Source organism: Staphylococcus cohnii species complex 1663, assembly GCF_041008415.1.
In the GTDB taxonomy this organism is placed as follows: domain Bacteria; phylum Bacillota; class Bacilli; order Staphylococcales; family Staphylococcaceae; genus Staphylococcus; species Staphylococcus ureilyticus.
The window spans coordinates 173,418-188,347 of the sequence record NZ_JBFDVL010000004.1; the positions used below are offsets into that span (position 1 = coordinate 173,418).

Annotated in this window: 14 protein-coding genes and 1 pseudogene; 11 read left to right on the top strand and 4 right to left on the bottom strand. The window is 32.0% G+C overall.

Features of this window, described 5'->3' with window-relative positions; all coding sequences use genetic code 11:
* The first annotated feature begins 74 nt into the window (after nt 1-74).
* Together corA and fni are read left to right on the top strand one after the other, a co-directional pair.
* On the top strand, nt 75-1,022 hold the full coding sequence (corA, locus tag AB1J10_RS06290) for a magnesium/cobalt transporter CorA (RefSeq protein WP_046208525.1): 948 nt from the start codon (nt 75-77) through the stop codon (nt 1,020-1,022).
* Nucleotides 1,023-1,093: 71 nt separating this feature from the next.
* Nucleotides 1,094-2,140: a type 2 isopentenyl-diphosphate Delta-isomerase gene (gene fni / locus AB1J10_RS06295; protein ID WP_107365902.1), complete on the top strand. Its 1,047-nt coding sequence runs from the start codon at nt 1,094-1,096 to the stop codon at nt 2,138-2,140.
* A 222-nt stretch (nt 2,141-2,362) separates the two neighbouring features.
* Here fni and AB1J10_RS06300 read toward each other — a convergent pair.
* Together AB1J10_RS06300 and gltS are read right to left on the bottom strand one after the other, a co-directional pair.
* Nucleotides 2,363-2,563: pseudogene (locus AB1J10_RS06300) on the bottom strand (IS5/IS1182 family transposase); the annotation flags it as partial.
* Between the two features lie 235 nt (nt 2,564-2,798).
* The gene (gltS, locus tag AB1J10_RS06305) at nt 2,799-4,004 is read right to left on the bottom strand and encodes a sodium/glutamate symporter (RefSeq protein WP_107365312.1); all 1,206 of its coding nucleotides are present in this window, start codon (nt 4,002-4,004) and stop codon (nt 2,799-2,801) included.
* Nucleotides 4,005-4,356: 352 nt separating this feature from the next.
* Here gltS and AB1J10_RS06310 point away from each other — a divergent pair, with 352 nt between their 5' ends.
* The 4 genes from AB1J10_RS06310 (at nt 4,357) to AB1J10_RS06325 (ending at nt 7,538) form a co-directional block, all read left to right on the top strand.
* Nucleotides 4,357-4,680: a PadR family transcriptional regulator gene (locus AB1J10_RS06310; protein ID WP_046208522.1), complete on the top strand. Its 324-nt coding sequence runs from the start codon at nt 4,357-4,359 to the stop codon at nt 4,678-4,680.
* On the top strand, nt 4,673-5,233 hold the full coding sequence (locus AB1J10_RS06315; RefSeq protein ID WP_107365313.1) for an HAAS signaling domain-containing protein: 561 nt from the start codon (nt 4,673-4,675) through the stop codon (nt 5,231-5,233). Before AB1J10_RS06310 ends, AB1J10_RS06315 begins: the two co-directional genes overlap by 8 nt.
* Complete coding sequence (locus tag AB1J10_RS06320; protein ID WP_157948030.1) at nt 5,230-6,033, top strand: DUF4097 family beta strand repeat-containing protein; 804 nt, start codon at nt 5,230-5,232, stop codon at nt 6,031-6,033. Before AB1J10_RS06315 ends, AB1J10_RS06320 begins: the two co-directional genes overlap by 4 nt.
* A gap of 176 nt (nt 6,034-6,209) precedes the next feature.
* Nucleotides 6,210-7,538 (top strand): Na+/H+ antiporter NhaC family protein, encoded by a 1,329-nt coding sequence (locus AB1J10_RS06325; protein WP_107365315.1) that lies wholly within the window; start codon nt 6,210-6,212, stop codon nt 7,536-7,538.
* A 143-nt stretch (nt 7,539-7,681) separates the two neighbouring features.
* Here AB1J10_RS06325 and AB1J10_RS06330 read toward each other — a convergent pair whose 3' ends face one another.
* A complete protein-coding gene (locus tag AB1J10_RS06330) occupies nt 7,682-8,290 on the bottom strand; it encodes a DNA-3-methyladenine glycosylase (protein WP_046208518.1) in 609 nt (202 codons plus the stop codon).
* Between the two features lie 208 nt (nt 8,291-8,498).
* On the opposite strand from AB1J10_RS06330, the gene AB1J10_RS06335 reads away from it, so the two are divergent.
* The 4 genes from AB1J10_RS06335 (at nt 8,499) to AB1J10_RS06350 (ending at nt 13,133) form a co-directional block, all read left to right on the top strand.
* Complete coding sequence (locus tag AB1J10_RS06335) at nt 8,499-9,077, top strand: DUF805 domain-containing protein (protein ID WP_064209343.1); 579 nt, start codon at nt 8,499-8,501, stop codon at nt 9,075-9,077.
* Nucleotides 9,078-9,383: 306 nt separating this feature from the next.
* Nucleotides 9,384-10,283 (top strand): ABC transporter ATP-binding protein, encoded by a 900-nt coding sequence (locus AB1J10_RS06340; protein WP_073343950.1) that lies wholly within the window; start codon nt 9,384-9,386, stop codon nt 10,281-10,283.
* Nucleotides 10,276-11,514, top strand: a complete 1,239-nt coding sequence (locus tag AB1J10_RS06345) for an ABC transporter permease (RefSeq protein ID WP_107365316.1) — start codon at nt 10,276-10,278, stop codon at nt 11,512-11,514. Before AB1J10_RS06340 ends, AB1J10_RS06345 begins: the two co-directional genes overlap by 8 nt.
* A gap of 590 nt (nt 11,515-12,104) precedes the next feature.
* Nucleotides 12,105-13,133 carry an aldose epimerase family protein gene (locus AB1J10_RS06350; protein WP_192573685.1) on the top strand — a complete coding sequence of 343 codons (1,029 nt, stop codon included), beginning with the start codon at nt 12,105-12,107 and terminating at the stop codon, nt 13,131-13,133.
* Between the two features lie 263 nt (nt 13,134-13,396).
* Here the strand turns inward: AB1J10_RS06350 and AB1J10_RS06355 are convergent, their stop codons facing one another.
* Nucleotides 13,397-14,053 (bottom strand): MOSC domain-containing protein, encoded by a 657-nt coding sequence (locus tag AB1J10_RS06355; protein ID WP_046208512.1) that lies wholly within the window; start codon nt 14,051-14,053, stop codon nt 13,397-13,399.
* Between the two features lie 158 nt (nt 14,054-14,211).
* On the opposite strand from AB1J10_RS06355, the gene AB1J10_RS06360 reads away from it, so the two are divergent.
* Nucleotides 14,212-14,901 (top strand): ribose 5-phosphate isomerase A, encoded by a 690-nt coding sequence (locus AB1J10_RS06360; protein ID WP_046208511.1) that lies wholly within the window; start codon nt 14,212-14,214, stop codon nt 14,899-14,901.
* Nucleotides 14,902-14,930 lie beyond the last annotated feature (29 nt).

A 14,930-nucleotide genomic window follows, 5' to 3' on the forward strand; every position in this document is an offset into this window, starting at 1 on the left:
TACTAAAAATTGTATATAACATACACAAATAGCATTTCATGATAAAATAAAGAAAATGATTATAGGGGTGACCTATGGCTATCACAATGAGATACTTATCGTCTGAAAATAAACTCACAAGCGCTAATTGTTTAGAAGATATTCCGAAAACAGCGCAGTTTATATGGTGTGATTTTAATCAACCGACTGAGGCAGAAAATACATTTTTAAAAACACGTTTTAACTTTAATAAACTTGAAATTGATGATACAGTAAACGGGACACCGAGAGCTAAATACAAAGCTTATGACACATATCAGTACATTGTAGTACATGATGTGAAAACTGAAGATTTCAATGCAAAAGCATTAAATATTTTTATAAAAGATCGTTTACTTATTACATACCATCATCAACCTTTTGATATTTTAAAGAAGATTGAAACCACTATTAAAACACAAATGACAAATAACATTCTCCCAACTCATATATTTATCTTGGTGCTGGATTGTTTAGTAGATGGTTACTTTGATTTCGTTTATGCTATCGAAGATAAGGTATATGAATTTGAAGATAGTGAAAATACAAAGAGTTCTATGAAATTTGAGATGGACAATGTATTTAAGATACGATCGGAATTAATTAAATTAAAGCGCATCATTTATCCCATGACAGAATTAGTCAATCAATTAAAAGAAAGTCATCAATTATTTTTAGATGATAAGAGCCAGCTTTATCTTCAACATATTGACGATCATATGATTAAACAACAAAATATTTTGAAAATATGCCAAGAAATGACAAACGAAATAAAAGATAATTTGACATCGTATGCTTCATATAAAATGAATCGAATTATGCAAGTCCTCACCTTAGTGTCAGTTGTATTTTTACCATTGACATTAATTACAGGTATTTATGGTATGAATTTTATAAACATGCCAGAATTAAAATGGCGATATGGTTATTATTTTGTCTTAGCACTAATGTTTTGTATTAGTATAGGTTGTGTGATTTATTTTAAAAAAGAAAAATGGTTTTAGTCTCATGGTATGAAATTAATGACGCAGTTTGAAAACTGACAAAATTAAAATTTTTGAGGTAGGAGTAAATAATGAGTGATTTAAAAAGAGAACAAAGAAAAAATGAACACGTTGAGATTGCAATGGCACAAACAGATGCTTCAATCTCAGATTTTGATGAAATTCGATTTGTACATGATTCTATTCCGAGTATAGATGTGAGTGATGTTAATCTTGAACATTCGCTAAAAGATTTCACGCTCAGTCAACCACTTTATATTAATGCGATGACTGGTGGCAGCGAATGGACGAAACAAATTAATGAAAAATTGGCGATCGTGGCACGTGAAAGTGGTATGGCAATGGCAGTAGGTTCTACACATGCGGCGTTACGTAATAGCAATATGGCATCATCATTTACAATCGTGCGTGAGGCCAATCCTGAAGGTATCATATTTAGTAACGTCGGCGCCGATGTGCCTGTTGATAAAGCTGTTCAATCAGTTCAATTGCTTGATGCTCAAGCATTACAAGTACATGTCAATGCACCTCAAGAATTAGTCATGCCTGAAGGTAATAGAACTTTTTCTACATGGATGGACAATCTTGCACAAATTGTGAAGCGGATAGATGTTCCAGTGATTGTCAAAGAAGTAGGTTTTGGTATGAGTAAAGAAACAATCAAAAACTTAAATGAAATTGGCATAAGATATGTAGACGTGAGCGGACGTGGTGGTACGAACTTTGTAGATATTGAAAATGAAAGACGTGCCTACAAGGACATGGACTATTTAAGTATGTGGGGACAAACAACTGTGGAATCATTATTAGAAAGCACTGCTTATCAAAAAGATATGAATATACTTGCTAGTGGTGGCGTACGGTCTCCTTTAGATGCTGTGAAATGTTTAGCGCTTGGGGCAAGTGCGGTGGGTATGTCGCGCCCATTTTTAAATCAAGTTGAAAATTATGGTATTACAGAAACATTAAACTATACTGAGCAATTTACTGAACATATGAGAAAAATTATGACGATGTTAAATGCGCCTACGATAAATGATTTAAAACGCGCTAAATTGATTTTTGGCCCTAGATTACATTCTTGGATAGAGCAGCGTAATATCGATATTAATAATTAAGATTTTATTGAAATTTATTTTTGTAAATCTGGTCATGAACTACTGTGTTAACTTTTGTATATTAAATCATTGATGATTAAAGATAAATTAAAAGAATCTTGGACATAAAGTTCTTGGACAAGTGACAAAGGCAATTTCTATTGAACAATATAGAAATTGCCTTTGTCTATATTGTTTTAATTATAAATAGCTCATTGAGTTACTACTTTTCTCATATTAAATACTATTAATAGCAAGAAATAAAGATTCTAATAGGACATCTAATTTAAGATTTACTCTAAAACGATTCATTGTTTTATAAGAAGGTGTTTGATTTTGTGAGAGCTACAACTTTCAGATACAATCATTAAGCAGTTTTTCAGTTACAAGACCAAAGCATTCAGATTGTCTGTATGCATGTAGAATAATTTTTAACATCATTTTGGTTGATATAAGACTTTGTTTTTGAGTATTTTAATGTGAAATGACATATGAATACGTTGTATTTTGGCGAGTCGCTTGAGGGAACAGGACAAGCTGAAGCTGCGCCTAAGAAAGCGAGCCTATGAAGTATAGAAACAAAATAAGAAGCACTCCGATGAATTGAATCATCAGAGTGCTATTTTTTTTAAGATCTATGTCTCAGAATCTTTCCTATGTTAAAAATCAAAATTCAGCATTAGAATAGATTGATAAATGTAGTAACGATTGGGACGCCAAGTAAATCAATTAAAAATGCACCTACAATCGGTACGACCAGATATGATTTTGGTGAAGCACCGAATTTTTTGGTAATAACATCTAAGTTTGCCATAGCGTTTGGAGTTGCACCTAGACCATGACCAATAAACCCACCGATCATTACAGCTGCATCGTAATCTTTTCCTAAACCGCGGAATACGATAAAAATTGAGAATAACACGATAAATACTACTTGTATTAAAACAATAATAATTAAAGGTAAAGCTAATTGATATATTTCTGTAAGTTGTATACTCATCAAAGCGATTGATAAGAAAAGGCTTAGTGATATGTCACTAATTTTATCAACGAATTTCATATCAATAAGATTTAAATTATTATATTCAGAAATATTGCGAATGATAACTGCTACAAACATTGCACCAACATATATAGGAATATTGATACCAGTTAATTCAGAGAATGTATTTCCTAAATATGAACCAATTGCCATACAAATAGTTACAATCGTAAATTGTAAGAAAAAGATGGTAGTAGGGTTCATGCGATTATGTAAGTATTCATTAGATTTCACGTTACCATAGTCTGTTGTTGTTTCTTCTGCATGTTCTGATTTTAAATTATACTTAGTTATTAAAAATTTTACTACAGGGCCACCGACTAAACCACCAGCTACAAGGCCTAGTGTTGCTGCTGCTAAAGCTGCGGTCAATGCAGAATCAAACCCCATGTTTCGAATAGTTTGCCCATAAGCAGCTGCATTACCATGGCCACCTTCCATAGACATAGAACCAGCTGTTAAGCCTAATAATGGTGGAATATTTAATACTTTTGCTAATGAAACACTAATTAGGTTTTGGAAGACTGCAAGAAAACCGCAGAATATAAAGTATAAAATGAGTACTTTTCCGCCCAAACGTAGTAACTTTAAAGAAGCGCCTAATCCAATTGTTGTAAAGAACGCAAGCATAAAGAAGTTTTGTATGAATTCAGAATCTAGTTTGATTGTTATAATGTTCGTAGATTGTAAAATTGCAACTAAAATCGAGAAGATTAAGCCTCCGATAACAGGTGCTGGGATACAAAGCTTTCTTAATATTGAAACATGATTAACAATAAATATACCTAACAGGTATAACAAACTTGCGATTGCTAAAGTAGTAATTGCATCTAGCTCTAGCATTTTCAATCCCCCTTATATTTCAAATGAAACTCTCCTGTGTGTCTTGTTATATGGATGGAGTCGTGTGCAAAATGACAATGAAGAAAGTGCTTACAAAACTCCATGCTATCTATTATACATATTTAAATCGCATAAATCTAGTTTGGAATTAAATACTAAATAGAATAAATAGTGATTGTTTTATTTGTAATCTTCAGACAATAATACTATTGTCTGATACGCAAAAATTAAAGGGGGAATTAATCAGGGATATTTATAGCACAGTACCTTGCAATGTACAGTAGTGTGTGTTATATTCTGTTTGACAGCTACTGTGTAATGTATAGTACTGGTTTCCCATAGGAGGTAACATATGAATAGTCAATTTAAAAAAGGCGCACTTGAACTTATTGTGTTGCTAATAATCAAAAGAGATGACCAGTATGGTTACTCGCTCGTTCAAAATATTTCGAGGCATATGAGTATTGCAGAAGGAACAGTATATCCATTATTACGAAGATTAGTGAAAAATGGAGAACTCACGACATACTACCAACCTTCTTCAGAAGGACCAGCAAGGAAGTATTATAAAGTGACTGACCAAGGTAATGACAGGTTAGCTGATTTATTACATGAATGGCGATCATTTTCAAGTATTGTAGAAATATTTATAAAGGAGAGTGAATGGAATGACTAAAAATGAATTTTTAAAACAATTGCATAAACATTTAAAACATGATTCTGATGCAGAACGACAAGATATTTTAAATGAATATGAAACACATTTTTATAGTGGACTAAAAGAAGGTAAATCAGAAGCACAAATTTCAGAGGAGTTAGGAGATCCTAGAACTTTAGCTAAAGAAATGAATGCGACAGCTGCTGTAGAAAAAGCTGCTGACAGTAAAAAATTTGGTGACGTAGGAAATGCCATTTTTGCAGTGATGGGTTTAAGTATATTAAATTTCTTTGTAATTTTAGTACCGTTTATTTTCGTGTTGAGTATCGTTGTTTCATTGATTGTCACTACAATTTCATTTGTTTTAAGTCCAATATTGTTATTAGTGAAAGGGTTTTTAAATGGGTTTGAAAATATATTACTTTTTGATGTTTATGCGGTAGGTGCATTGTTCGGTATGGGATTAATGTTATTTGTGATTACGTATTTAATTACTAAAGCATTTTATTTAATTTGTGTGAAGTATCTCAAATGGAACATAAACGTGGTGAAAAGGAGTGGGGTTTCATGAAGAAAACACTAATTATCCTCTTCATAATTGGATTAATTATAACGATTGTTTGTGGCATTGGTGTGGTAAATCAGTTTCAAGTAGAAAGTAAAAAATCGAAAGAAGTCACTGAGAACTATCATAAAGTATATGATAATAATGCTGAGGTGAAAAAACTCAATGTAGATTTGAGCAACAGTAATATAAAATTAAAAAGAGGAGATCAACTTAAAGTTGAATCACGAGGCACCAACGATAAAATAAACATGGATACTACGGTGAAAAACGGAACGTTATATGTGAAAGATAAACCATTAGACAGTAATGTTGATATCACATTTATGGATTTTAAGCATAATGATGTCACGATTACTTTACCAAAATCATTAAGTCATTTAAATGTTAATACTGAATCCGGTTCGATTATGGTTGATCAAATAAAAGCGGATTATGCTAAATTATATGCGGATGTAGGGAAATTGAATATTAGTCATGCAAAATTTGACCGTTTAATTGCTGAGGTTGATGTTGCGGATATGTATGTGACAAAAACTCAATTTAATTCGGGTGAGTTCGAAGGTGATACTGGCTCAATTGATATCAAAGATATGCCAATTGATAAACCGGTTAAAGTGAAAACGGATGTGGGCGATATAACAATGGATTACACGGACAAACAGCCTAACAATACACGGATAGAATTTGATAGTGACGTAGGAGAGCTGGATATTAACAATCACTTGTTTAAAAACAAACAAGTAGGAAATGGATCAAATCTCATTCATATTAAAACAGATACAGGTGATGCTGAAATCAACTAAATCTGTAAGATTAATTATTAAGTAACAGTGTGTGAGCATAAGTCAATTGGATTTTGGCTCATGCTCACATTTTATTTTTAGCATGAGACGTGGTGAGATTTTAAATTTCTGTGTTTACTCATTTTTTGATATACTATATGCCATATAAAATTACTAGGTTTATCAGGAGGAGTGTTATGCAGGAATTTAATAGAAGTGATAAGCAATATGGTTTTTTAGCACTTCTGCCATTAGTCATATTTTTAGGGTTATACATTGGTGTAGGTATTACTTTTACCATAATGGGTAAGGAAGATGCTTTTGATCAATTACCAAGACATGTTGCTATTTTTATTGGCATCATTATTGCTTGGACATGCTATGATAGAAAAACAAAGTTCACTAAAAAAGTTGAAATATTTACAGAGCATGCAGGTAACTCCGGTATTGTTAATCTAGGTCTAATTCTATTATTAGCAGGCGCTTTTTCTACGGTGACATCGGAAATGGGCGGTAAAACAGCAATGGTGAATATGGGACTTACTGTAATCCCACCAAGTCTGCTTATACCTGGGATATTTATTATGAGCGGTTTTGCTGCACTAACCTTAGGTACTTCTACGGGGGCACAAGCTGCATTTATTCCTGTAGGTGTTGCTGTAGCGCAAGCTGCGGATTTAAATGTTGCAGCAGCTGGTGCCGCTGTGATTGCTGGTGCGTATTTTGGTGATAATTTATCCATTATTTCAGATACGACAATTGCAGCAACAAATGGTGTCGGTGCTAAAATGAAAGATAAATTTAAGATGAATGTATTGATTGCACTACCTGCTGCACTTATTACTGCAATGATATATGCAGTTGTGGGTGGAACGGGTAAAGTAGAAGGTGATTTAAGTTTTAACTTTATCAATATACTGCCGTATCTATTTGTACTTGTAGCAGCAATCGCAGGTCTAGATGTGATTTTAGTGCTAATCATTGGCATTATAATGGCAGGTATCATTGGTCAGGCTCAAGGTAATTTGGGAATATTTCAGTTTACGAAAGCTATAGGTGAAGGTATGGAAAGTATGTTCCTTATTTTTCTTGTGGCGTTTTTAGTATCAGGACTGGTGGCGTTAATCCGATATTATGGTGGTATTGATTGGATCATTAAGACAATGAAAGAGAAAGCAAAAGGCCGTAAAAGTGCGGAATATGTGATTAGTTTAATGTCTGGTGTGCTTTCTGCTGCTTTATCACATAACACGTTAGCTATTTTAATTTCTGCGCCTATCGCTAAAGAAATTGGAGATGAATATAAGGTACCGCCTAAACGAATGGCAAGCTTATTAGATATATTTGCTTGTTGTGCCTTAATGGTGTTGCCACATGATAGTGGTATGTTAATGGTTGAACAGTATGGTGATGTTTCTTATATAGAAGTTTTAAAATACACATTTTATCCTGTGATATTTGTTGTTTGTACTGTTATTACGATACAATTCGGTTTACTTGATAAAGATAAAAAACTTTCTAAATAATTTTTAGTTTGTTTGTGGTAATGCGTAGAAAAGTAAAACATATATCATAGACGAGCATTTAAAATGAGCGATTATAATTCAAATAGTTTAATAATATTTTAGGAAACAGAGCATATATTAAATATAAAGCTCTGTTTCCTTTTTTAACGCCATGTATCCTGTGGCGGTACCGTAGAACGTTTTGATATTCTGGAAACGTACGGATTGCCTTTAACGATAAAACGAAGTGGTTTTTGTGTCCATTCACCTTTATTGGGGATACCAATTCTCGGTGTTTCCTCGATATGTTTAGGGTATTTACGGTTTTTAGTATCTATTTTTAGATGGCCTTCATTTAATCGTGAACCATCCAGATGTCTTGGTATATTAAATGCTTTAGTCCATTTTCCAGGGCCATTTGTTAATTCAAAGCCGTCTTTGTTTCTATTTAAGCGCATTGCTTCAATATTCTCTTCTGGTTCAACAGCACGTATCAGTACACCTTCAGGTACACCTTCTAATTGCGTTACAAAGTTGATAAGTAGATGGGTATGCATCACATGCGCATAAATTGTGCCACCCAGTTTATATAAAGATTCTACTTTGGGTGTGCGTTTGCCATTAAATCCGTGAGCAGCTTGATCTTTTTTTCCAACATATGCTTCAGTTTCAACAATGTATCCTGTAAACGTATGTAATTCATCTTCGAAAATGACACGTACGCCTAATAAATCTTTGGCGATAGTGACTGTATCTCGCTGTAAAAAATCCATTTACTAATCCTCCATATAATAGTTTTAGAAATTAAATGTTTTTCAAACTTTTTTATTAAATTGTAAAATTGTGTTACAACCATGTGTAAATTTTGGTAGAATAACCTTATAAGTTTACTAAAAATTAAAAAGTGTAGTTAAAGTATCAATGACTATATTAAAGTTAAATAAACATTATATCAAATGAACTTGAAACGGGGGGAGCAATTTGGAAAGAAAAATTGGGTTTGGAGAAGCATTAAAACTATTTTGGAAAAATTATTTTAACTTCAAGGGCCGTGCACGCAGAAGTGAATATTGGTATATGGTTTTATGGCATTTAATTTTTCTAGTACCAGCGTTCGTTGTATATTTTATTGCTTTGGTTGCATTAATAAGCGCTGCTGCTTCTCAATCTGAAACAGTCATTATGATAAGCGTAGTTTTTCTTATCATCAGTTTAATATATTTCGTTGTGTACGGTTTGGCTACGCTGATACCTAATTGGGCAATATTTATTAGAAGGTTTCATGATACAGGTAGAACAATGTTATTACCGCTTATTTATTTAGGCATTACAGTATTTTCTTACATCATATTTTTAATCATAGCTGTATTAGATTCAGATTTGAATCATATTGCAAGTATAATTTTCATCGTATTGATGTACGCATTCTATATAGGTTTTGGTATTTATGCGTTAGTCGTTAGTTGTTTGGATAGTGAACGCAAAACAAATAAATATGGTCCGAGCCATAAATATGCAAATCAATATACTAAGATTGATGACATGTATAGAGAACAATAATTAAAATAAACCCAAGTATACGAGTTAGGCTGTTAATATGCTTCGTGATACTTGGGTTTTTATAAAGTTTATTCATTTAAATAAGATAAATTTAGATAATGTATTCCTAATACATTATCTAAAATATTGTAGCGTTGAAAAAGCATCATCTACATTTGTACCTATCATTGCTGTGACTCATGCTGTAACATTGGAAAGAACCAAAATGAGAACTTCTATATATAAGACAATTTGAAATGTATATTTAAGGTGTGAAATGTTATTATCAATATATACTTAACAGACTTTAAGGGAGGGAATCTTGTCATGTCCTTAAAAATAGCAAATGTTACAAAAAAATATAAGGATTTTACAGCAGTTAATGATATTTCGATAAATTTAGAACAAGGAAACATGCTAGGTTTTTTAGGACGTAATGGTGCAGGAAAGACAACAACATTTAGAATGATACTTGGGTTGACGCCGATTACTGAAGGACAAATTTTGTATAAAGATAAAGCAATCGACCAATCAATATATGATAAAATTGGATATTTGCCTGAAGAACGAGGATTACATCCAAAAATGAAAGTGGTCGATGAGTTAAGATACTTAGCTACATTAAAAGGGATGAAATCCAAGGAAATAACTAAAGCGATTGATTATTGGTTAAATCGTTTTGATATTGAAGAAAATAGGGACAAGAAAATTGAATCATTATCTAAAGGGAACCAACAAAAAATACAACTATTAGCAAGTATGTTACATAATCCAGAGTTATTAATCTTGGATGAACCTTTTAGTGGTTTAGACCCAGTTAATGTTGAATTATTAAAATCAGCCGTAAAAGATTTAAATGATGCAGGAACGACGATTATTTATAGTTCTCATAGGATGGAGCATGTAGAAGAGCTTTGTGATGATGTTTGTATTTTGAATAAAGGTGAACTTGTTGTTTCAGGGCCGATTGGTGAAGTGAAAGCAAATCACGGCAATAAAAGCGTAATCATTGAAACCAATCAAGCGATGCCAGAAATAGATGATATCAATGGGGTTATCCAAGTGGAACGCAATAAGAGGGAAATACGAGCATTAATAGAAGACGAATCTATTGCAGAGGAAATATATCATATCGTTGTGCAGTATGGTTTTGTAAAAAGATTTCAAGTAATAGAACCAACATTAAATGAGATTTTTATAGATAAAGTAGGTGAGGTAAATGGATAAATTTTGGGCTACTTTTTCACTTACGTATAAAAGTAAAGTTAAAACAAAATCATTTATGATTTTCACAGCAATTGTCGTTGTATTAATGTTGGCGGCAGCTAATATTAATAAAATCGTTGATCTATTTGATAATGGGCCTGATAAGATTGGTATCGTAGTCAATCAAGACTCAATATATAAAGGGGTTAAAGCACAAAGTGACCATCTTGATAGTGATGCGAAATTTAAAAAAATGACAGAATCACAAGCACATCAACAAGTGAAAAATGAAAAGTTAGATAAAGCGTATGTCATTCAATTACATGATAATCATAAATTGACTGGTGAAATATTAAGTAAGGATACCGTTTCGAAAACAGATGAACAAAAATTACAAACTACTTTATCAACTATCCAAACCAAACTTGTGGCATCTAGTTTGAACCTATCTGAAGATGAGCTAAAGCAATTGCAATCTCAAAGTGAAGTAAGCTCACAAGTGCTTTCAGATAGTGCGAATGGCACACATTTAAGTGAATCACAAAAAACATTTAATACGATTATCGTATATGCTGGTATTATGCTCATGTTTTTCATTATCATAAATTATGCCAATCAAGTAGCGATGGAAATTGCAACTGAGAAGACGTCACGTGTCATTGAAATGATTATTACAAGCATATCACCAGTAACACACATACTTGCTAAATTGTGTGGCGTCATTGCTGTGGCATTAACACAAATTAGTATTTTCATTGTAGTAGGTATTATAAGTGTACTGTTATTTGATATTGGAGATATGCTTAAAGGATTTGATGTACAGCCGAATGATCTAACAGTACAATTAATCATCGTTGGTATACTATCGCTGATTTTAGGTATACTTTCCTATATTATATTGGCAGCTATTTTGGGATCGATTACTTCACGTATCGAAGACATTAATCAATCACTTATGCCAATGACGTTGATTAGTATCATTGCATTATATACGGCAATGTTTGGTGTTATAAACCCTGACACGACTATCATAAGGATTACAAGTTTTATTCCTTTATTATCTCCCTTTATCATGTTTTTACGTGCATCAACACCTGATGTAGCTACTTGGGAAATTGTAATAAGTATGAGTCTATCAATAGTAACCATATTTATCTTGCTTTACATTGCAGTAAGAAGTTATAAAGATACCATCTTAAGTTTTGATAAAGGTCTGTTTAAATCTATGAAACGTGTTTTCGGAAAAAATTAACATATGTTAACGATTATAGAAATGAGTTATAGATGAACAAATAACTTTTAAAAGTATCATAATAATAAGTAGGGGAATGAAACTCAAACAACATAATGGTTTCACTCCTACTTTTTTTATGAAGTATGAATTGTAAAATAGAGTCCTCGAGTTTGTTGAATATGCCAAATAAAACATATTTATAAAAAATAGAAAAAATATCACAATTTTAAATAATATTTGATAGAATGAATAATTAGTATAGATAATGAATTAGTTAAGTTGTTACACTATAGATAAGTAAGATATTTACTAAGGGGAGTAGTAAGCTATTTTGGAATTTTAAATTTTAGTGGATGAAGTATTTTGCTCAATAATTTGGGGAGATATTGAGTGCGTATTGACCTTAGCTCATTTTTAAATGTTGTCTCATTCACTTTAAAAGCAATGAATTTTAGAACTACCAGGACTCCTATGTCTTGTTTTATAAAACAAAGATGGTGTTCATGACTGTGGTTCGATACATTCAATTTGTTTGAAGTTTTATTCAAGATAGAACTGAAAGTCTAAGTGAATCATAATATGTTTGGTTTGAAAGGGAGTAATTGATGATGTTTGCAAAAGTAGAAAGACAAAGTAATGGTATTGATTTAATTAAGATAGACAATGAAGCAACTAAGATTGTTTTCACAAACTATGGCGCTCGTATCGTGTCATGGAAATATGATGATAACAATATTGTATTAGGTAATGTGGTAGAAGCGGATGAATTCTATCAACAAAATCCTTTTTATTTTGGTGCTACTGTAGGCCGTTATGGTGGACGAATTGCAAATGCAGAATTTCATTTGGATGGTACAACGTATCGATTAGATACGAATGATGGTGAAAATAATATTCACGGTGGTTTTAATGGTATTGATAAATGTTATTTTAATTATGAAATATTTGAACAAGTAGGACAAGTGAAAATTGTGTTTTCCACTACAATTCAACAATCAGATGATTATTTTCCAGGAAATATCGATTTAGAGGTGATACATACTTATGACGTTGATCACAAATGGACAATTGAGTATAAAGCCGTTACTACCGAAAAAACAATTTTTAATCCTATGAATCATGTTTACTTTAATTTGAACAGAGATAATAATGTTATCGATAACCATAGTATTTCAAGTTCAACATTAAAAATGCATTTATTAGATAACGATCATTTTGTGACAAAACAAAAGCCACTAAATTTAGAACATGTTTTTGCACGCAATCACATTCAATTTAAAGATATTTTTAATAGTGAGCATCATGACATTCAATCACAAATGAAACGTTATGGTGGTCTAGATCATCCGTTTCAGATTGGAGAGCAAGGTATGACAGTTGAAAATAAACATTTTCAACTGACTGTTGAAACTGATATGCCCAATGTCGTGATATTTACATTTAATGATACTACGGAATGGGAAAGTGATTTCAATATTTATAAAGCACATTCAGGATTTACGTTAGAAACACAATGCATACCTAATGATATTAATTTGTATGGAGAAGATGCGCCATCAATTTTAGAAGCGAATCAGCCATTTTATTCTAAGACATCATATAAAATTGCTGAAAAAACTTGCGAAGAAGTAGAATGATATCATTGCGCGTGTATCAAGTGTTTTGAATTAATATAAAGTAAGCAAACACCACTTATGGATAAGTAAGTAGCAATTTATAATAATGTATTACAGAAAATAGATTAAGTAGACAAACTCAGGTAAGTGCAGTTATATTAATACCATTTTTGGTCAGTTACTTAACCTGAGTTATATCAATATATCATTTTTAAAGATTCTTGTTGTATAAGAATCTTTTTTTTTGAGCCATTAGTTTAGGATATTTACCCATATTGTAATGTTTATTTTTGAGCGCGTTTTAGATATTTTTCTAATTTACGTCGTCTTTCTTCAGTTAAATATGGATTTTTCAAAGCATATGCCAAGCGCACGACATTTTTATTGTCATTGTAATAAATATCATTAAGTTCGAATACAGATAAAAGAGAATCATGTTCCCCGAATTTTATGAGCTGAAGATGAGACGAATCGTAAACAAAGCCTTCCTTAACTACTCTAAAGTAACAACCAGTTTTACATGAACTGGACATGCGTTTAATAAGATTAGGAATTTTATACTTTTCTTGTATTTTCCAACAAGGCTCTCTTATCTCTGAAACTTCGATAATCGCTTCACCTAATTGAAATTGATCTCCAAAATGCAAATCTTTTTCATCTAAGTCTTTGACCGTTAAGTTCTCGCCAAACATTGCATATTCTGGTAAATCTGTGACATCATCTTTCCATAGATCGTAATTTTTTTCGCTATATAAACATACAGCCTTATTGGGCCCGCCATGTCCTTTGTATTCTTGTTCATCTTCAGAAAAACCGGTTTTTGAAAGCCACATCTTACCGGTGAAAAGTGTTTTGTTAAGTGCTGAACGCATTGGTCTTTTAGTACTATAAGGTAAATCTTCTATTTTTCCTGTAGCAATCGCTTTTAAATGATAAATCATGACAATCCTCCTAGTTGGTGATGTATTATTATTGTAAACTAGCTGTTTAATTATGCAAGAAGATATATTAATTTAAAATTTATACATATTTTTTAACTATGTATTTTTTTCAATCTCATGTACAATAAAGGTGAGAGTAAGTTATGTAAAGGGGACGCATTATGGATACGAAACAGTTAAAAATTAGTACATTTAATGAAGCGTTAAGCCAAATCAGTGACGGTATGGTTGTGGGCATTGGTTCTGGTTCAACAATAGAGTTGCTTGTCCCAAAACTAGCTGAGAAGTTGGACCATGAACAGATTGATATTACAGGTGTATGCACCTCTAATAAAACTGCTTATATCGCAAAAGAATTAGGTATTCGAGTAGTGGATGTCAATGATGTAGAAAAAATTGACGTTGCCATTGATGGTGCAGACGAAGTAGACAACAATTTGAATTTAATTAAAGGTGGCGGCGGGGCATTATTTAGAGAAAAAGTGATTGATGCCATGGCGGAAAAGTTTATTGTTTTAGTAGATGAATCTAAGTGTGTATCATACTTAGGTCAAACTTTTAATTTACCTGTAGAAGTAGATAAATTTAATTGGTTATTAGTTTCTAAAAAAATAGTAGCTTACGATAATTTAAAAGTGATGCGCCGAATGGTGGATGATGTCCCATTTATAACTGATAATGGCAATTACATCCTTGATGTTACATTGAATTCATCTATCGATCCTTATGCTATGCATGAATTTTTAATTCATTTAGTAGGTGTTTTAGAAACTGGATATTTTCTTGATGTTACAGATCAAGTCATTATAGGAAAGCAAAAAGGCGTTGAAATTTTAAATAAATCATAACTCAAAATATAATAAAAGCAGGTTAACTA